Source organism: Jejubacter calystegiae, assembly GCF_005671395.1.
GTDB lineage: Bacteria > Pseudomonadota > Gammaproteobacteria > Enterobacterales > Enterobacteriaceae > Jejubacter > Jejubacter calystegiae.
The window spans coordinates 442,119-459,071 of the sequence record NZ_CP040428.1 but is presented as its reverse complement, the minus strand read 5'-3'; the positions used below and the strand labels follow the sequence as shown (position 1 = coordinate 459,071).

Below are 16,953 nucleotides of genomic sequence, written 5' to 3'. Positions count from 1 at the left end.
AATGCAGAGGATTTCAGGGCAGAGCGTTGATTTCCGCATGGATGGTGACCTGATCCACGCCGAAAAGGTCACGCTGGATATTACTGATAACACCGCCACCGCCCAGACCCGAGGGGTGCCGGATGGCTGGGTATCGGGGGATGTGGCCGCCGAAGGTGAGATTGAACTCACCAGTAAGGCTTTTCAGCAACTGACCACCAAAGCCCGCGCTGCCGGTTCGTGGCGTGGCCTGCCAACGGTGGATTTGATGTGGTACGCGAAGGCGGGCAATGAGGAACTGAAGGTGGAGGCCTTCGCCTGCAAGCTGGTACCTAGCAACGTGCTGGACAATGACCCGAAGGGCGGCAGCACGCTGACGCACAAAGTTAAGTACCTCGTCACCGGCACGGATTTTGTTCATATCAACGGCGTGCCCTACCTGAGCGCCGATGATACGCGGGATTTAATCGGGTAATCACGGAAGAAAAATAATGCAGGAACATGAAAAAAGCCTTTATTCACTGCTGATCATTGGTGGGCTGATTGCGATTGGCAATGTGCTGACCAGTAATGACCCCATCACGCTGCGCCTGTTCGCCGGGCGCGTGATTCTGGGGAGTCTGGTTTCGGTGGTGGCCGGGGCGGCACTTATCCAGATCCCGGACGCCAGCCCGCTGGCTATCCAGGGGCTGGGTGCGGCGCTGGGAATTGCCGGTTATCAGGCTGTAGAAGTCTGGTTGCGCAGGCGCGCAGCGGGGAAGAAAAACGGGAGTAATGCACATGACGCTTAGCGAAAAACAGGCACTGTTTACGGTGATGATCGCAAACCTGATCCACTGGGCTGATGAAAAGGGCTATCGCCTGACGTTTGGCGAGGCATACCGCACGCCGGAGCAGGCGGCGCTGAATGCGAAAAAGGGTAGCGGTATTACTCACAGCCTGCATACCCAGCGGCTGGCCGTGGATTTTAACCTGTTCATCAATGGACGGTATCAGACCGACACTGCCGCTTATCTCCCCTTGGGTGAATACTGGGAGTCGCTGGGCGGCAGCTGGGGAGGGCGCTTTAAAAGCCGCCCGGATGGCAATCACTTTAGCATTGAGCATAACGGGGTGCGCTGATGGCCGCAGGGCGCTGGCTGGTATTGATGGCGCTGGCTTTCGCGGCGGGGTGGCTGGTCAGTGACTGGCGGCGGGATAGCCTGCAATTGGTTGTTGAACGCGCCGCCGGTCAGGCGGGCAGGGAGGCGACAGCCGCCGCCCTGGCGCAGGCGGGAGAATCAGCCCGGGGGCTGGAAGCGAAACTGGAGGCGCTGAAAAATGCCCGACCAAAGGAGATTCGCACGGAAATGGTTAAGCCGGTTTTTACTCACGTTTGCGTGTCTGATGAGTTTGTCCGCATGTACAACGCCGCCGCCGGTCAGGCTGAACGTGCCCTTTCAGGAAAACCTGAAAACAAAATGCCCGGAAAACCTGCCCAGAATTAACGGGAATACCGGAAGAGATTTAGCAGAACCGTTATTAATCTATCGGGATATCTATACGGAATGTGCGGCCCGGCATAATGCACTGGTCGATGAAATTAATAAGCGAGAAGGAATTTAAAATGGCAATGAAAATTAACCAGGTGAAACTGGCTGTTAATGGTGTGGATCTGGTCTTTGAACCAAATTACACCGCGTATAACCAGTTTATTAATGAAATGTCGATGGATAATAAAGTGGCTCCGGCCAATAACTATCTGCGACGTATCGCCAGCCAGGACACTAAAGAGGCGCTGGATACTATTCTGGTTCTTCCGGGCGCTGCGCTTCAGCTGGTTGAAGAGGTAAATAAAATCTTCGCACCCAAGCTGGAGATTGAAGTAAAAAACTAACGGCGCGGATACGCGCTATCGAAAATAACGGGCTGGAGCAGTATTTAACTTTGCGGCGTTATTATTTACCGGGCGAAAATGACGCCCCGGAAAATCTGGCCCGCGCCGCCTGGCTTGATAATCGTTACTGGGAAAACTTCCGCATTGCTGTGGCGAATGGCATTGCGCTGGCTATTAAAGGCGAATAATGAAACAGCTGGATTTTACATTAAGCCTGATTGACCGGATTACCCGCCCGCTGAAGCAGGCGCAGGCATCGGTTACGCAGTTCGCTGATACCAGCCGCCAGGCCTTTGGCCAGATAGGGGTCGGCATTGCGGGCGTGGTTGGTGCGGGTATGGCTGTGCGTGGTGCGCTGGGCCCGGCAATGCAGATGTTTGATGCAATGCAGGAGGCATCGGCACGCGGCGTCAGCGATAAAGCCATGAAGCAGATTTCAGCCGATGCGCTGAAGTTCTCAATGAAATACGGCACGGCGGCGGAAGAGTTTATCGGCGCCTCTGCGGATATCCGCAATTCAATCAACGGGCTATCCGATAGCGAGCTGACGCGGATCACCGGTGTGGCCAGCACGGTGGCCAAAGCACTGAATACCACGGCGGCGGAGTCTACGGAGTTCTTTAGTCAGATGTTCGGCAACTTCCGGGAACAGGCTGACGCCATGGGCAAGGTGCAGTTTGCGGAGCAGCTGGCCGGAAAGGTCACCTATATGCGCAAAGAGTTCGGTGCCGGAATGGCTGACATTAAAGACCTGATGGAAGGGGCTCGCGGTGTCGGTATCAACTACGGGCGCAGCCTGGAAGAGCAGCTGGCCGTGATGGGGGAGCTACGCAAAACCCTGGGAACGGAGGCCAGCAGCAGCTATGAAGGCTTTATGTCCACGGCGGTGGAGGGGGCCAAAAAGCTGGGGCTGTCGTTCACGGACGCCACCGGCAAAATCCTGTCGATGCCTGCCATGCTGGAAAAACTCCAGGGCAAATATGGCGCCAGCATTGCCGGAAACCTGAAGGCCCAGGCCGAACTGGATGCGGCATTTGGTGACAGTTCGGCGGTGATTAAGCAGCTTTACGGTAACGTCGGCACGCTCCAGCGCCATATCACTGAGCTGGGCGGTAATGATGGCCTGCGGCGTACCCAGGAAATGGCCCAGAAAATGACCAAACCATGGGATCGTCTGATGGCTATCTGGAACGCCATTCGCGTGGCCATTGGACTGACTCTGCTGCCGGTGCTGTACCCGCTGATTGATACCCTGGCCGATGGCGGCCAGCGCTTCGCCCGCTGGATGGAAATGTTTCCGAACATCGCCCGCGTTATCGGGTATGCCGCTGTGGCCCTGCTGTCGTTCGCGGCGGTGGGTGCGGTGGCCAATATCATGATGGGTGTTGGCAAGTTCGTGATGCTGGGCTGGGTAGGTGTCTGGAAGCTGCTGACGGCGGTAACAAAGATTGATACTGCATGGACGTGGCTGAATACGAAAGCGAAGCTGGCCTGGGCCTCTGTTATGAAGTCCCTGCGTGGTGTCCTGATGGCACTTCGAATGCAGGCAATGCTTACCGGGGCTGCGATTAACTTTATGAGTTGGCCGATCCTCCTGGTTGTGGGGGCTATCGCGCTGCTGGCTGTCGGTTGCTGGCAGCTGATTAAGCACTGGGGGGCGGTGAAAGAGGCGGCCGCAAAGACCTGGCAGGCTATTGCAGATGGCTGGACATGGCTTTGTGACCAGTTCGCGGCGATTTCGCCTATGGATTCGCTGGCCGGGCTGGCGGGCAGTATAGGCAATCTGTTCAGCGGCCTGTGGGCCACCATGAAGCGCCAGTTTGCCGGGACGTATAACTGGATCGTCGAAAAGCTGAATCTGCTGCCGGGCGTCAATATTGAGGCCATGGCCACGGCTGAATCTCCGGCTCCGTCGCCGGGCCCGCAGGGGCTGACCGGCGGACAACTTAAAGGGGTGCCGCGTGGTGGAATTTCGCGGGACATCAACACTAAATCTCAGTCGTACACCGATAACCGTCGCACTATTGGCAATGTGACCATCAATGCGGATCGGGGTATGACGCCGGAGCAGCTAAGGGAATGGCAGGAACTCCAGGCATGACGGAAAAGTATATCGATCTGCTGATCACTGACAGGGATTTCACCCTGAACGCCGGGAGTGAACCGGTACTGTGCAATAACCGGGTCAGCATTGGCCAGGACATTGTCCACGCGATTATTGAAAGCGGGCTGGCCACTCGCCTGGTGGCGGAGCGCAGCCCGACGATGCGTGCGGACGTTATCACGCAACTGGTGCTGTTGGTGGAAGAGGATGAACGCATTATTCCGGGAACGGTGAAAATCACCGAGGAATCCCCGGTCAAACTGTGGGTGGAGGCGGAAACCTGGGATTTTGGCCGGGTATCTCTGGGGGCTGATGTATGAGCGGAAAGCCGGTAGTGGATTTTGAAAAGGTGCTGTCTGACAGCGGAATGCCGGTCACGGAAGAAGCGGTAAAGGCGCAGTTTCAGGCCATTGTGAAAGCTGAAGGGTTGATCACCAATACCAGCAAAATGTCACCGTTCTGGCGTCTGATTACGGCGATTGTGACAACGCCGGTCATGTGGATTAAGGATGCGATGGTTAACACCGTGCTGGCCAATATGTTTGTGGCCACGGCCTCCGGTGCCATGCTGCGGCTGCTGGCCTGGGGCGTTAACATCACGGCCAAGCCCGCAGCGGCGGCCAGCGGGGTGGTGCGCTTCTATAAAACAGATGAAAAGCAGGCGGTGACGGTGAATGCCGGTACGCTGATCCAGACCGCCAGGATTAACGGCGCGGTCTACGCGCTGCGGGTGACGGCAGATACTCAAATTGTCGCGGGCGATGTGTCGGGACTGGTGCCTGTGGAGGCGACCGGCACCGGCGGCGCTTATAACCTGGCGCCAGGCTATTACCGGATTTTGCCCGTGGCGGTCAGCGGGATCTCTCATGCGGCAAATGAAGATGGCTGGCTGTTATCCCCGGGGGCTGACGAAGAGAGCGACGACGATTTGCGCGACAGGGTGCGCAATCAGTTTAACGTGGTGGGGAGCTATCACATTGATGCGGTATACCGTAGCGCCATTGCAGCGGTGGTCGGTCTGAGCGTTGACCGCATTTTCTTCGAGCATGATGCTCCACGCGGCCCGGGCACGGCCAATGCTTATCTGCTGCTGGACAGCGGCGAAGCGTCGCAGCCGTTCGTTGATGCCGTAAACCAGTACATCAATGACCAGGGCCACCATGGCCACGGTGACGATATGCAGTGCTATGCGATGCCGGAAACGCTGCACGATCTGACGGTGACGGCCTACGTGGTCAATCGCGATAACCTGGCGGAGGAAGAGGAAGCCGCCCTGTTGTCGGGGATTGAAAACCTGGTGCGCTGCGCATTCAGGGAGAATAGCGACTATGACGTGGTGAAAACGTGGCCATACAGCCGCTTTTCATTTTCCCGGCTGGGTAAGGAGTTGCACGCCGCGTTTGTCGCCATCGACTCCCTGGAATTCTCCCTGGGCGATATCGTCAGCGATCTGGCTGTGCCGCGCCTGAAGTCTCTGAAGGTGGTGATCGAAAATGCCTGATTTCAGCAAGATGAAGTTGCCGTCATGGATGGACAGGGGAGAGCCTGCCGCGCTGCTGCGGGCTTGCGCCACATTCTGGGGCCGGGTTAATGACTGGATTCAGTGGCCGCTGCGCCAGTTTGACCCGCTGACCTGTAGCGAGCCGCTACTTAATTTGCTGGCGTGGGAACGGGATATATCCCGCTTTAATGGTGAGCCGCTGGCGCTTTACCGCAAGCGTGTGGCGTATGCGTTCGTTAACGCGCAGGACGCGGGCGGCGTGGCCGGGTTTATCCGCATTTTTGACCGCCTGGGCATTGGCTATGTGGAACTGCGGGAACGCCAGCCAGATATTGACTGGGATGTGATTCTGGTTCGTGTGACGGACAGCCAGGTATCCGATAACCCCGATCTGCTGTTGCAGATAATCCGGCAGTATGGCCGCACATGCCGCCGCTACCAGTTTGAGGTTATGACTTCTGAAAACCTGGCTATCCGGGCCGGATGGGATCAGGGGGAATATGTTTGTTATCCGGCACGCCTGGCGGAGCCGGAAGAAGCCGCCAGCTATGGCGCAAAATTACAGGGATGAAGGGATGTCACAGACTGTTATTACGAAAGCGTTTGAAGCGCTGAAAGCGCAGCAGGGAGCCGATAACAGCCCCGTTACGCTGGATGAATTTGTTTTTGCCAATGTGCCGGATCTCAATATTACCGATCCGATTGACCGGGACGAAGGCGTACCGGATACCAGCCTGATTGTGCATCGCGAGGCGGTTACTCGCACAGGCCGGGTGAATGATAATGCCGTGGTCTATTCGGTTGTGCTGGGTGCCAAAGTGGGTGATTTCGAATTTAACTGGATTGGCCTGATGAATAAGGCCAGCGGCACCCTGGCTATGATTGTACATGCCCCGACCCAGAAGAAGATTGCCACTGTTGAAGGACAGCAGGGGAACGTGTTAACCCGCTCCTTTTTGATGGAGTACAGCGGTGCAGCGGAAGAAACCCAGATCAACACCCCGGCGGAAACCTGGCAGATTGATTTCGCGGCGCGCATGGCCGGAATGGATGAACGCCAGCGCCTGGAAAACGTGGATATATACGGAGCCGCCGCCTTTTTTGGCGATGGCTGGCTGGTTGCCAGAGACGGCGCTCAGTACCATGTTACTGGCGGTACGGGATATGTGGCGGGGCTGCGTGCGGAGCTGGCACAGAATCAGGATATCACCGTCACCACGAAGCCGGTTAAGGTCTGGCTTGATGTGAGCTGGCAGGGCACGCTGACCAGCGTCTGGGATGTCGCTCATAAGATTGCTGTTTCCCCGGCTCAGGTGGACTATGTAAAAGACGGTATTCAGCATTATGTGTTTGCCCTGGCGGAGATTGACGCAGACGGCAATATCACTGATTTGCGCCCGAAAGGCAGTCTGGCAGAACAGCAGGGGAATAGTGACTTTGTCCGCAGGGATAAGAATCTTTCTGATTTATTCAGTGTCTCAGATGCCCGCCGAAATATGGGATTGGGTAGTGCTGCTACTGTTGATGCACAAATATCAGTTACTGACACTACCATAAATAGATTAATGCGTGTTGGTGCTTTTGGGCTTGGTGGTAATCGCATAGAAGTTAGTTCTTCCGGCCTGTATGACTTTTTTCCGGGAAAGCCTGGCGGACATTACGGAGCAGGTTCGAAGGATGACCGATTAACGTCTGGTTGGCTAAATGCTATCTGGACTCAGCACGGAACGGATGGCAAATATGGCTCGCTGTTGGAAATTGGTAGTGATTGCGGGTTAGCGCTGCACATTCAGAGCGGAATGGGGGTGTGGAGCAGTACAAGATTCTATAGTACAGAATATAAGCCATCCGCTAATGATATTAGTGCTATAGCCCAGGACGGATGCCATATCGCAGGATTTAGAAGCGGTAATAGTGAGTTACCCTATATGCGCCATACCTCAAGCGGGGATGTTATTGAATTGGCGACAAGGGCGTGGACTAATGAAACTTTTCAGCCTAAAGGGAATTTTATAGCCCAGGATGTATGTAGCATGGCTGGATTCAGAAGCGGTAACAGTACGTTACCATACATGCGACACACTACCAGCAATACGGTAATTGAATTAGCCACTAAATCATGGGTCAGTGAAAATCACGTTCGTGATATGCGCCTGGGAGCCAGAAACAGGCAACTGATGAAATATGCGGTGAATTATGAGGTGGCGGGGAATGTTGTTACGGGGCTACAGATTGAAGGCGAAGTAGATGGAACGAACGACTATATAGTTTTACGCCCTCTACAGAAGAATATAAACGGAACATGGTATACGGTATCTCAGGTATGAAAATTTTTAATGATTTTTCTCTCTATTATCCAGAGGATGATGCTCTTCCTGATGGTGTATTGTTCCTCAGGTCGGATAATGGCGCAGACTGGTATGAAGTTCAGCAGCGGTTTTCAGAAGAAACATTGAAAGTTGTCTTTGATAATCGTGGTGTTATTTGTAGTGCCGAGAAAGATGCGTCCGGGCTTTGGCCGTTGGGTTGTTCTGTTGTTGAGGTGGATGCAGATAATATTCCTGCAGGCTTTGCGGTAAATGGTCAGTGGCAGTATGCAGCGGGGAAAATAACCCCTGTACCGGTTGATAATGTCGCGAATGCGGAAGCGGAAAAAGCACGATTGTTATCTGTGGCTACTGCGTCAATTGCTCCGCTTCAGGATGCCATCGATTTGGATATCGCCACTGATGAAGAGGCGGAATTGCTGAAGGCGTGGAAAAAATACCGCGTCCTGCTTAATCGGGTGGATACCAGCGTGGCACCTGATATCGAGTGGCCGGAGGTGCCCGGCAATGTGGCGTAAAGCCCGCCTGGCCTTTGGTGATAGCGCTCAGTCACTGACGTGCGCCACCGTAGCAGCGCATCCGTGGGTATATGGCCTGGGGCAGATTATGGATAGCGGCGCCTATTTAAGCCCCGGCAGCGCCATACCATGGCTGGCTGGACGATTGTCTGGCTCGTCGGATTCCGGCGGGGTGGTCGTGCTGATGGTTGCCGCAGAGACATACGCGGATTTTATTGCCCACCTTGATGAACTGGCCGGGGTCTTACCGCTGCCCTCTGTTACTCAGGTGCGACGCCTGGCGCAATCTGCCGCAGAGCTGGCCACCACCAGGATGCAGATCCCGGCGCGGCCAGGTGCCGCGCTGCCATCAGTAGCGCCGGTGTCGGCTATGACCAGCCGCCAGGCGCTTAATGCGCAGCGTATTGCCGCCGCCCATGAGCAGGCCAGCGCCGCCAGTAGCCCGGAGGGGCTGGCGGAGTTGATGAAAAGCTTTACTACGGCCCGCGATGCAGCGCTGACCGCGATAGCTCAGGGGCTGAATGAGTTAAAAGGTAAAAGCGCCACGGTATGGGCATTCGCTCGCCGTGGGGATTTCAATACGACAGCGGCGGAGCTGGTCAGGGATATTCCGGCACCGTCAGCCGTTTATAGCGCGGCGGTGATGTTTGTCGGTGATGTGGAAGCAGTGGAGGCTATGATCGGTGAGTAAGATTATCACCCTGGCGCTGGATGGAGAGGCCATCCAGCTGGCGGATATGAAAATAACCGCAACGATGCAGTTTCAGGAGAAAGACCAGAGCGGGCAGACATCCAGCACGGATAAGGCAGAGCAGGGCGTGAAAGCCAAAGAGCTGCGGATCTCTGGCCTGATTCCATTCAGCAAGCCGGAGTTGTTGACGCGCATTTTTGAGCTGGGATCGGCAATGGATAACGCGGGCAAGCTGCATGTTTACCGCGTGGCCAATATGACGGCTCAGGCCATCAATCTGCGCGAAGTGACATTTAGCGGCACAATCGATGCACCGCAGCAGGATGGACAAATGGCATGGCTGGTCACGTTCACACTACGCGAGCATCTGAGCGTACCGGAGAAAAAACAGGCCCGCGCCGCTGCCAGAACGGGGGCAAAAACCCAGGGGCAGACCGGTGCCGGAGCATCAACAACGACGACCAGTACAGACGCAGACGCGGAAAAAATGACGTGGTTTGAACGCCGGGTATTAAAGCCCACTGATGAAGCCCTGGGGAAACTGACGGGGGGTAGCGATGCGGCCGCTTAACCGACTTTATCTGTCATCCGATGAAGTGCATGTGTCTGACGTTAACCTGGTGCTGGAGCTGAACGCCTGCGGGCGGGGTTTTATCACGGCACAGACGGATACTGACTACACCGGCAAGGTGGTGCGCCTGGACGCGGGTTATACGGATCAGCTTTACCGCTGGTTTACCGGATATGTTGAACGCTCGCAACCGGCGGAGAACGGGAGCCAGCGGCTTTTTGTTCGCGAGCTTGTTGGTATTTTCGATAAGCCCTGGGCGTGCAGCTTTCAACACCCGACATTACGCACTGTGCTGGACTGGCTGGCAGAGCAGAGCGGATTAACCTTTATCGTGCCTGATGGTGCCAGCTACGCCAGCAAAGCGATCCCCCACTTCACGCATAGCGGCACCGGGTATCAGTTGCTGGCCAGCCTGGGGGCGGCGTTTGGGGTTGAGGACTATATCTGGTATCAGACCCCGGGCGGGGATGTGTTCGCCGGTAGCGCTGCGCACGGTATGTTTGCCGGTAAGCCGGTGACCATTCCGGCGGAGTTTAGCCGCGCTACTGCCGCCGGTGATTCCATGACCCTGGCGCTGGTTCCGGCCCTGCGTCCCGGTGCAGAGGTGAACGGTCAGCGCATTACATCGATCCGGCTGAATAACGATGATATGACGCTGACCTGGGCAGTTCGCGGCAGCAATGGCAAGGCCGTGACGAAAAGCCCGTTTGTGCGGCAGGCTGAGGCGGCATTTCCCGAACTGGCATCCGGCCAACACCTGCCGAAACTGGCACGGGTTATCGGGCCGGTGGAAGATGTGGCCAGCGGAAATATTGCCGATCCGTTTCGTCCGCGCTATGCGGTACACGTCCAGTTGCTGGACGTGGACGGCAACCCGGAAGCTAATACGCCGGAGTATCCTGCCGTGCCGCTGCCGGTACCAATGGCCGGGAATGATTCTGGGATGTTCCAGTTTCCTCCTGCCGGTACCCTGGTGGAACTGGCGTTTACCGGCGGGCGCCCGGATAAGCCGTTTATTCGTCAGACGCTGGCGCAGGGTAACAGCCTGCCGGATGTGAAACCCGGGGAACAGCTACAACAGCAGCGCGAAGGCGTTTCACAGCGCGTGACCGTGGCCGGAGACTGGGAGCGCCAGACCGACCAGGCTATCCGCGAAACGTCAATGAGCCGGGAAGTCAGCGCGGATGATGAACGCCGCAGTCTGGTGGCCAGAGAAACCACTATTCAGGCCACGGATAAAACCACGGTACTGGGCACAACCAGTCTGATGGCCGGTGCCGTACAGCATGTGGCCACCGGAGATTACAGCGTGGCCACCGGCGGCAGTCTGGTGGCTAACGTGGCCAAAGATTCCACGCTGGCCGTGGGCGGTAATCTGTCGGAGAAAATCGCCCAGCTACGGCAGAGTATCGCAGGTGCACGGCAGGAGATGATCGCCCCGGTTGTGTGGGTGGGTAGTTCCACAATCAACGTTATGCAGCTAATGCTTGATACGCTTGACGTTGTCCAGGCGCTGGCGGCGCAGACCGCGAGCCATACGCACAGTAATACCGGCGCACCGACCAACGCAGCAGCTATCACCGCCACCGGCACCAGTGCCGTCACCCTGAAAAATAAATATGACCCTGTGATCGGCTGACTGGCTGACATCCCATCATTACCCGCCCTGTGCGGGTTTTTTTATGCCCGTAAAACGCGACAGGACGCCCGCAGAGCGGCGCGCAATTCAGGACAGTGCCGGACACGGTGAAAAAAGATCGTAGCGGCAGGGGCGCGCCTGCGTGGCGACGGTGCCACGAAATAACCGGGGAAGTGAAGAAAACGGCACTACACCGCACCCGCCTGCGGTTTTCGTATTGAAAAGTTATTTCAGTTTTCGATTATTACAAAACATCCCGCCAGCCCGCGCCGCTGCCGGGGCTTTGCCGGAAAACCCAAACTGAAATGATTGAAACGGATTGCAGTTTTTTACAGTAAAAAGGATCTACGGTGGATCTGTTTAAAAGCATAACAAACAGAAAATTAAAGGTTTTTTGTGTTTTACGTGGAAGATTTGGATCTGAGGCGGAGATTTCGCACAGAGAGCACAAAAGGCAAAACCACAGAGACGGCGCAGGTCTGAACGAGATTAGTGCCGGATGTAAAAGTGAAATTATCGGAAGGTGAAATAGTGACTTCTCAGGCAATTTGCACGTCAAGAGACGTGGTGGAAAGAAGGGCAAAATAAAATGCGTGCGACACTTTTGCGACACTGGATGCGAGGCCAACAAAAAAGCCACTCTTTCGAGTGGCTTAATTATATGATTCTAAAGCTAAAATTTGGTGGCCCCTGCTGGACTTGAACCAGCGACCAAGCGATTATGAGTCGCCTGCTCTAACCACTGAGCTAAGGGGCCATGACGGTGGATTATAAAGTAACTCTTTGCGGCAATCCAGCGTTACGCAGTGATATGCCGATTTTGTAACCAGCGGATTGCAAAGGCTTTATAATGGACTTTTTTACGTAAGGGAGTGCCATGATCGAGGATATTCTGGCGCCGGGGCTGCGGGTGGTGTTTTGCGGCATTAATCCGGGTAAATCATCGGCCCACACCGGGTTTCATTTTGCCCATCCCGGCAACCGTTTCTGGCAGGTGATTTATCTGGCGGGTTTTACCGAACGCCAGTTGAAGCCGGCGGAAGAGCAGCATCTGCTGGATACCGGCTGTGGGATCACTATGCTGGTGGCGCGGCCTACGGTGCAGGCCAGCGAAGTGAAACGCGACGAGCTACGTGCCGGGGGGCAGGCGGTGGTGGAGAAGATATCCCGCTATCAGCCCGGTGCGCTGGCGGTGCTGGGTAAGCAGGCATATGCCCAGGCGTTTGGCGTGCGCAATGTGCAGTGGGGCAGACAGCCTCAGGGCGTGGGGGAAACCGAAGTCTGGGTTCTGCCTAATCCCAGCGGGCTGAACCGCGCGTCGCTGGATGAGCTGGCGGCGGCGTATCGTGAGTTAGATGAGGCGCTCAGGGGCAGGGGGCTTTAAGTGTCTTCTGGGGGCGGATTCTGTTGAGCACCTGCGGTTTGATGCCCTCACCCTGGCCCTCTCCCACAGGGAGAGGGTAAAAAAAAAGCTCCCCGAAGGGAGCCTTTAGCATTTTATGCACTGCCAGTTAGTCGTCCAGGAAGCTACGCAGCACTTCCGAACGGCTCGGGTGACGCAGCTTACGCAGGGCCTTGGCTTCGATCTGACGAATACGTTCACGGGTGACGTCGAACTGTTTACCGACCTCTTCCAGGGTGTGGTCGGTATTCATATCGATACCGAAACGCATACGCAGCACTTTAGCTTCACGGGCGGTCAGGCCGGCCAGCACGTCGTGAGTGGCGGCGCGCAGGCTTTCGGTGGTGGCGGAATCCAGCGGCAGTTCGAGGGTGGTATCCTCGATAAAGTCGCCCAGATGCGAATCTTCATCGTCACCGATCGGCGTTTCCATGGAGATCGGCTCTTTGGCGATCTTCAGTACCTTACGGATCTTATCTTCCGGCATCAGCATCCGCTCGGCCAGCTCTTCCGGCGTTGGCTCACGGCCCATCTCCTGCAGCATCTGGCGCGAAATACGGTTGAGTTTGTTGATGGTCTCAATCATATGCACCGGAATACGGATGGTACGCGCCTGGTCCGCGATAGAGCGGGTGATGGCCTGGCGAATCCACCAGGTGGCGTAAGTTGAAAACTTGTAGCCACGGCGGTATTCGAACTTGTCCACCGCCTTCATCAGGCCGATGTTGCCTTCCTGAATCAGATCCAGGAACTGCAAACCGCGGTTGGTGTACTTCTTGGCGATGGAGATAACCAGACGCAGGTTCGCTTCCACCATCTCTTTCTTGGCGCGGCGCGCTTTGGCTTCGCCAATGGACATACGGCGGTTGATGTCCTTCACCTGCTCGATAGTCAGGCCGGTCTCTTCTTCAATCTGCTGCAGTTTCTGCAGGCCGCGATGCACGTCGTCCGCCACGTTGTGCAGCTTTTCGGACCACGGCTTATTCATCGCGATGGCGGCATTGAACCAGGTATCGCTGGTTTCGTTGCCGGTAAACAGCGTGATGAAGTTTTTCTTCGGCATTTTGCACTGTTCAACGCACAGCTTCATGATGATGCGTTCCTGAGTACGGACGCGGTCCATCATGACGCGCATGCTGTTGACCAGATAGTCGAACTGTTTCGGTACCAGGCGGAACTCTTTGAAAACTTCAGAGAGTTTATGAATCTCTGCCTGCGCGTCGGCGTGGCTGCGACCCTTACTCTTGATGACGCCACGGGCCACTTCATACTGGGTACGCAGCGCGGCGAATTTCTCGCGGGCCACTTCCGGGTCGATGCTGTTGTCGTCGTCGCTGCTGTCGTCATCGTCATCGTCGTCATCATCGTCGTCCATCTCTTCCTGCGAGAGTTCGGATCCAACGTGAGTGGCGGTAGGGGCGAGATCTTCTTCAGCATTAGGATCGACAAAACCGGTGATCAGGTCGGAAAGGCGGCTTTCGCCCGCCTCTACGCGATCGTACTGCTCCATCAGGTAGGTGATGGCTTCCGGGTATTCGGCAACGGAACACTGCACCTGATTGATACCGTCTTCGATACGCTTGGCGATATCGATTTCACCTTCACGGGTGAGCAGCTCAACGGTACCCATTTCGCGCATATACATGCGCACCGGGTCGGTGGTACGCCCGATTTCCGATTCTACGCTGGAGAGCACCTGAGCAGCAGCTTCGGCGGCATCTTCATCCGCGGAGTTCTCAGCCAGCATCAGATCATCGGCATCCGGTGCTTCTTCCATCACCTGGATTCCCATGTCGTTGATCATTTGGATGATGTCTTCGATCTGATCGGAGTCGATGATATCTTCCGGCAGATGGTCATTGACCTCGGCATAGGTCAGATAGCCTTGCTCCTTACCACGGGTGACAAGAAGTTTCAGCTGTGACTGCGGGTTTTGCTCCATAAGACGGTATCCACACTGTATATTAGGGTTGGTGTCGGTCGGCGAAACCGCCAACAATAACGTATGCGGGCTGATTTGTTTCTCTTGCCGCTGCCCGTCTGCGCGGCTTTCGGGCTCACCCGATGACATTTCGGCATTTAAGCCGCTCAAAATTACTTCCTGGCGCGTGCTTCAGTAATCACGCGGACTTCTTCCCGCTCCGCCGGGGTTAACCCCTGGGTGCGTGCACGGGCGATCAATTCTGTCAGTCGTAGTTCAAGCACCGAATCAAACATGTGATCCAGCGCGTCAGTGAACGTTTTTTCCGCAATGTCCTTATCTGCTATATCGTCCCAGGTTGCGAGTTTTTCAAGGGTAGCGGCCTCTTTTGTGTCGCGATAATGCTCCAGAAGCTGCCCTGTCGTCAGACCTGGCTGAGCCAGACACTGTCCCACCAGTTCGCTGAACAGCCCAAGGCCGGGGATTTTGCTGCGGTCCAGACCTTCAAGCGACGGCACCAGCGGCGCCAGATCGGGATTTTGTATCAGTAACCCTATCAGTATACGCATGGTTGTGCGTTTTAGCTGGGGCGCCGGACGCACGCTTCCTTGATCCGCCTGTTTTGGTAACAGCTTTTCCAACTGGGCATCGTCCAGGATACCGAGCTTATTGCCCAGCTCCTGGCGCAGATAAATACGCAGGGTTTCACCTGGTACCTGGCCGATCAGCGGCAGCGCAAGGGTACTTAGCCGCGCGCGTCCGTCGGGGGTACTCAGATCCACCTGAGGCATCAGCGTGTTAAACAGGAAGGCGGAGAGGGGCATTGCCTCATCCATCCGCGCTTCGAATGCGGTTTTACCCTCTTTACGCACCAGAGTATCGGGGTCTTCGCCATCCGGAAGGAACATAAAACGCAGCTGACGACCATCCGTCATATAGGGTAGCGCCGTTTCCAGCGCGCGCCATGCCGCGTCCCGCCCGGCGCGGTCGCCGTCATAGCAGCAGATAACCGTGTTCGTCACGCGAAACAGCAGTTGAATGTGGTCGGCGGTCGTGGAGGTGCCCAGAGAAGCAACGGCATAGTTAATGTCGTATTGCGCCAGGGCTACCACGTCCATATAGCCTTCCACCACCAGCAGGCGCGCCGGATCCGACGTATCCTGCCTGGCTTCATAAAGGCCATACAGCTGGCGGCCCTTATGGAAGATCTCGGTTTCGGGGGAGTTCAGATATTTTGGCTGACCGTCGCCTAATACGCGGCCGCCAAAGCCGATAACCCGGCCCCGTTTGTCGCGAATCGGGAACATCACCCGTTCACGGAAGCGGTCATAGCTGCGACCGCGATCGTTCGTTACCAGCATACCGGCGTCGGTCAAAGACTTGCGATTTTCGCTGTCTTTTCCAAAGCGTTTCAGCACGTTATCCCAGCCTTCCGGCGCATAGCCGATAGCAAAGCGATCGATAACCTGCTGACTCAAGCCGCGGCGCTGCAGATAGACTCGCGCTTTATCAGCGCCAGGCTGCGTTAGCGCCTGCTGGTAGAAGCCGTTCAGGCCATCGAGCAACTGGTACAGGCTCTGGCGCTGATGGCGTTCAATCTGACTCGGCCCGTTCCCCGCTTCATAGGGGATCTCCAGGTTGTGCATGGAGGCCAGCTCTTCCACAGATTCGACGAACTCCAGTTTGTCGTAGTTCATCAGGAAGTCGATGGCGTTACCGTGCGCCCCGCAGCCGAAGCAGTGGTAAAACTGTTTATCGCCGTTTACGGTGAATGACGGGGTTTTCTCGTTATGGAATGGACAGCACGCGTGATAGTTCTTGCCCTGCTTCTTCAGCTTTACCCGCGCGTCGATGAGGTCGACGATGTCGGTACGAGCCAGCAAGTCATTGATAAAGACGCGTGGGATTCGTCCAGCCATAGGCCCCCGGTTTGTCAGCTCATAAACGAGAATAAGCCGCGCATTCCTTTCGGAAGCACGGCCTTACAACAATAACTCTGTCTGATTATGAGGGTAGCGCACCCTCAAAGACTAATTAGTACAGACGAGTGCGGCGTGCGTTTTCGCGAGCCAGTTTCTTCGCGTGACGTTTCACTGCAGAAGCTTTAGCGCGCTTACGTTCGGTGGTCGGTTTCTCGTAGAACTCACGACGACGAACTTCCGCCAGGATGCCCGCTTTTTCGCAGGAACGTTTGAAGCGACGCAGTGCTACGTCGAACGGCTCGTTTTCACGTACTTTAATTACCGGCATGTGCCTCTCACCTTTGATTAATTCGGTTTGCCGCTGGCAGCTCGCCAGCTTGTTTCAAAATGGTGCGGAATTTTACTGCAACCGCTGCTGCTTTGTAAAGCACCGCCAACGGCAGAATGCTGCCTTTTACAGGCATTACTCGCAAGGGGCAAGAGTATACACCATGGGCGGACA

20 protein-coding genes and 1 tRNA gene are annotated in these 16,953 nt (G+C 55.9%); 17 read left to right on the top strand and 4 right to left on the bottom strand.

Annotated elements, in window-relative coordinates:
• Position 1 precedes the first annotated feature (1 nt).
• The 16 genes from FEM41_RS01940 to FEM41_RS01870 are packed head-to-tail and all read left to right on the top strand — an operon-like array spanning position 2 to position 11,206.
• Positions 2-454, top strand: coding sequence for a phage protein (locus FEM41_RS01940; RefSeq protein ID WP_138093910.1), 453 nt, complete (start codon positions 2-4; stop codon positions 452-454).
• Between the two features lie 16 nt (positions 455-470).
• Entirely contained in the window at positions 471-770 is a 300-nt protein-coding gene (locus FEM41_RS01935; RefSeq protein WP_138093908.1) for a phage holin family protein, read from the top strand.
• A complete protein-coding gene (locus FEM41_RS01930) occupies positions 760-1,101 on the top strand; it encodes a M15 family metallopeptidase (protein WP_138093906.1) in 342 nt (113 codons plus the stop codon). The genes FEM41_RS01935 and FEM41_RS01930 overlap by 11 nt, the downstream gene beginning before the upstream one ends.
• Positions 1,101-1,466 (top strand): hypothetical protein, encoded by a 366-nt coding sequence (locus FEM41_RS01925; protein ID WP_138093905.1) that lies wholly within the window; start codon positions 1,101-1,103, stop codon positions 1,464-1,466. Before FEM41_RS01930 ends, FEM41_RS01925 begins: the two co-directional genes overlap by 1 nt.
• The gene (locus FEM41_RS25130; protein ID WP_421804809.1) at positions 1,411-1,584 is read left to right on the top strand and encodes a hypothetical protein; all 174 of its coding nucleotides are present in this window, start codon (positions 1,411-1,413) and stop codon (positions 1,582-1,584) included. The genes FEM41_RS01925 and FEM41_RS25130 overlap by 56 nt, the downstream gene beginning before the upstream one ends.
• Position 1,585: 1 nt before the next feature.
• Entirely contained in the window at positions 1,586-1,855 is a 270-nt protein-coding gene (locus tag FEM41_RS01920; RefSeq protein WP_421804807.1) for a putative phage tail assembly chaperone, read from the top strand.
• 50 nt (positions 1,856-1,905) lie between these two features.
• A complete protein-coding gene (locus FEM41_RS01915; RefSeq protein WP_241666561.1) occupies positions 1,906-2,043 on the top strand; it encodes a DUF6890 family protein in 138 nt (45 codons plus the stop codon).
• Positions 2,043-3,956: a phage tail tape measure protein gene (locus tag FEM41_RS01910; protein ID WP_138093901.1), complete on the top strand. Its 1,914-nt coding sequence runs from the start codon at positions 2,043-2,045 to the stop codon at positions 3,954-3,956. Before FEM41_RS01915 ends, FEM41_RS01910 begins: the two co-directional genes overlap by 1 nt.
• Complete coding sequence (locus tag FEM41_RS01905; RefSeq protein WP_138093899.1) at positions 3,953-4,279, top strand: DUF2590 family protein; 327 nt, start codon at positions 3,953-3,955, stop codon at positions 4,277-4,279. Before FEM41_RS01910 ends, FEM41_RS01905 begins: the two co-directional genes overlap by 4 nt.
• Positions 4,276-5,460 (top strand): baseplate J/gp47 family protein, encoded by a 1,185-nt coding sequence (locus FEM41_RS01900; RefSeq protein WP_138093897.1) that lies wholly within the window; start codon positions 4,276-4,278, stop codon positions 5,458-5,460. The genes FEM41_RS01905 and FEM41_RS01900 overlap by 4 nt, the downstream gene beginning before the upstream one ends.
• A complete protein-coding gene (locus FEM41_RS01895) occupies positions 5,453-6,031 on the top strand; it encodes a phage tail protein (RefSeq protein ID WP_138093895.1) in 579 nt (192 codons plus the stop codon). Before FEM41_RS01900 ends, FEM41_RS01895 begins: the two co-directional genes overlap by 8 nt.
• 4 nt (positions 6,032-6,035) lie before the next feature.
• A complete protein-coding gene (locus FEM41_RS24795; protein WP_138099087.1) occupies positions 6,036-7,787 on the top strand; it encodes a phage tail-collar fiber domain-containing protein in 1,752 nt (583 codons plus the stop codon).
• A complete protein-coding gene (locus FEM41_RS01885) occupies positions 7,784-8,305 on the top strand; it encodes a tail fiber assembly protein (RefSeq protein ID WP_138093893.1) in 522 nt (173 codons plus the stop codon). The genes FEM41_RS24795 and FEM41_RS01885 overlap by 4 nt, the downstream gene beginning before the upstream one ends.
• Positions 8,295-8,996, top strand: a complete 702-nt coding sequence (locus FEM41_RS01880; protein ID WP_138093891.1) for a hypothetical protein — start codon at positions 8,295-8,297, stop codon at positions 8,994-8,996. The genes FEM41_RS01885 and FEM41_RS01880 overlap by 11 nt, the downstream gene beginning before the upstream one ends.
• Positions 8,989-9,567, top strand: a complete 579-nt coding sequence (locus FEM41_RS01875) for a baseplate complex protein (protein WP_138093889.1) — start codon at positions 8,989-8,991, stop codon at positions 9,565-9,567. Before FEM41_RS01880 ends, FEM41_RS01875 begins: the two co-directional genes overlap by 8 nt.
• On the top strand, positions 9,554-11,206 hold the full coding sequence (locus tag FEM41_RS01870) for a hypothetical protein (RefSeq protein WP_138093887.1): 1,653 nt from the start codon (positions 9,554-9,556) through the stop codon (positions 11,204-11,206). Before FEM41_RS01875 ends, FEM41_RS01870 begins: the two co-directional genes overlap by 14 nt.
• A gap of 681 nt (positions 11,207-11,887) precedes the next feature.
• Here the strand turns inward: FEM41_RS01870 and FEM41_RS01865 are convergent.
• Positions 11,888-11,963, bottom strand: a tRNA-Ile gene (locus FEM41_RS01865).
• Positions 11,964-12,083: 120 nt separating this feature from the next.
• On the opposite strand from FEM41_RS01865, the gene mug reads away from it, so the two are divergent.
• Positions 12,084-12,590 carry a G/U mismatch-specific DNA glycosylase gene (gene mug / locus FEM41_RS01860; RefSeq protein WP_138093885.1) on the top strand — a complete coding sequence of 169 codons (507 nt, stop codon included), beginning with the start codon at positions 12,084-12,086 and terminating at the stop codon, positions 12,588-12,590.
• Between the two features lie 127 nt (positions 12,591-12,717).
• Here mug and rpoD read toward each other — a convergent pair whose 3' ends face one another.
• From rpoD to rpsU, 3 genes are all read right to left on the bottom strand, one after another.
• Positions 12,718-14,550, bottom strand: coding sequence for an RNA polymerase sigma factor RpoD (gene rpoD / locus FEM41_RS01855; protein WP_138093883.1), 1,833 nt, complete (start codon positions 14,548-14,550; stop codon positions 12,718-12,720).
• A gap of 152 nt (positions 14,551-14,702) precedes the next feature.
• Entirely contained in the window at positions 14,703-16,448 is a 1,746-nt protein-coding gene (gene dnaG / locus FEM41_RS01850) for a DNA primase (protein ID WP_138093881.1), read from the bottom strand.
• A 115-nt stretch (positions 16,449-16,563) separates the two neighbouring features.
• Positions 16,564-16,779 (bottom strand): 30S ribosomal protein S21, encoded by a 216-nt coding sequence (rpsU, locus tag FEM41_RS01845; RefSeq protein WP_005295814.1) that lies wholly within the window; start codon positions 16,777-16,779, stop codon positions 16,564-16,566.
• Positions 16,780-16,953 lie beyond the last annotated feature (174 nt).

Coding starts and splice junctions, on each gene's coding strand:
- FEM41_RS01920 (WP_421804807.1), top strand. CDS start 1,586: ATGGCAATGAAAATTAACCAGGTGAAACTGGCTGTTAATGGTGTGGAT.
- FEM41_RS01885 (WP_138093893.1), top strand. CDS start 7,784: ATGAAAATTTTTAATGATTTTTCTCTCTATTATCCAGAGGATGATGCT.
- FEM41_RS01900 (WP_138093897.1), top strand. CDS start 4,276: ATGAGCGGAAAGCCGGTAGTGGATTTTGAAAAGGTGCTGTCTGACAGC.
- rpoD (WP_138093883.1), bottom strand. CDS start 14,550: ATGGAGCAAAACCCGCAGTCACAGCTGAAACTTCTTGTCACCCGTGGT.
- mug (WP_138093885.1), top strand. CDS start 12,084: ATGATCGAGGATATTCTGGCGCCGGGGCTGCGGGTGGTGTTTTGCGGC.
- FEM41_RS01935 (WP_138093908.1), top strand. CDS start 471: ATGCAGGAACATGAAAAAAGCCTTTATTCACTGCTGATCATTGGTGGG.
- FEM41_RS01870 (WP_138093887.1), top strand. CDS start 9,554: ATGCGGCCGCTTAACCGACTTTATCTGTCATCCGATGAAGTGCATGTG.
- FEM41_RS01895 (WP_138093895.1), top strand. CDS start 5,453: ATGCCTGATTTCAGCAAGATGAAGTTGCCGTCATGGATGGACAGGGGA.
- rpsU (WP_005295814.1), bottom strand. CDS start 16,779: ATGCCGGTAATTAAAGTACGTGAAAACGAGCCGTTCGACGTAGCACTG.
- FEM41_RS01930 (WP_138093906.1), top strand. CDS start 760: ATGACGCTTAGCGAAAAACAGGCACTGTTTACGGTGATGATCGCAAAC.
- FEM41_RS01925 (WP_138093905.1), top strand. CDS start 1,101: ATGGCCGCAGGGCGCTGGCTGGTATTGATGGCGCTGGCTTTCGCGGCG.
- FEM41_RS24795 (WP_138099087.1), top strand. CDS start 6,036: ATGTCACAGACTGTTATTACGAAAGCGTTTGAAGCGCTGAAAGCGCAG.
- FEM41_RS01910 (WP_138093901.1), top strand. CDS start 2,043: ATGAAACAGCTGGATTTTACATTAAGCCTGATTGACCGGATTACCCGC.
- FEM41_RS01880 (WP_138093891.1), top strand. CDS start 8,295: ATGTGGCGTAAAGCCCGCCTGGCCTTTGGTGATAGCGCTCAGTCACTG.
- FEM41_RS01905 (WP_138093899.1), top strand. CDS start 3,953: ATGACGGAAAAGTATATCGATCTGCTGATCACTGACAGGGATTTCACC.
- FEM41_RS01940 (WP_138093910.1), top strand. CDS start 2: ATGCAGAGGATTTCAGGGCAGAGCGTTGATTTCCGCATGGATGGTGAC.
- dnaG (WP_138093881.1), bottom strand. CDS start 16,448: ATGGCTGGACGAATCCCACGCGTCTTTATCAATGACTTGCTGGCTCGT.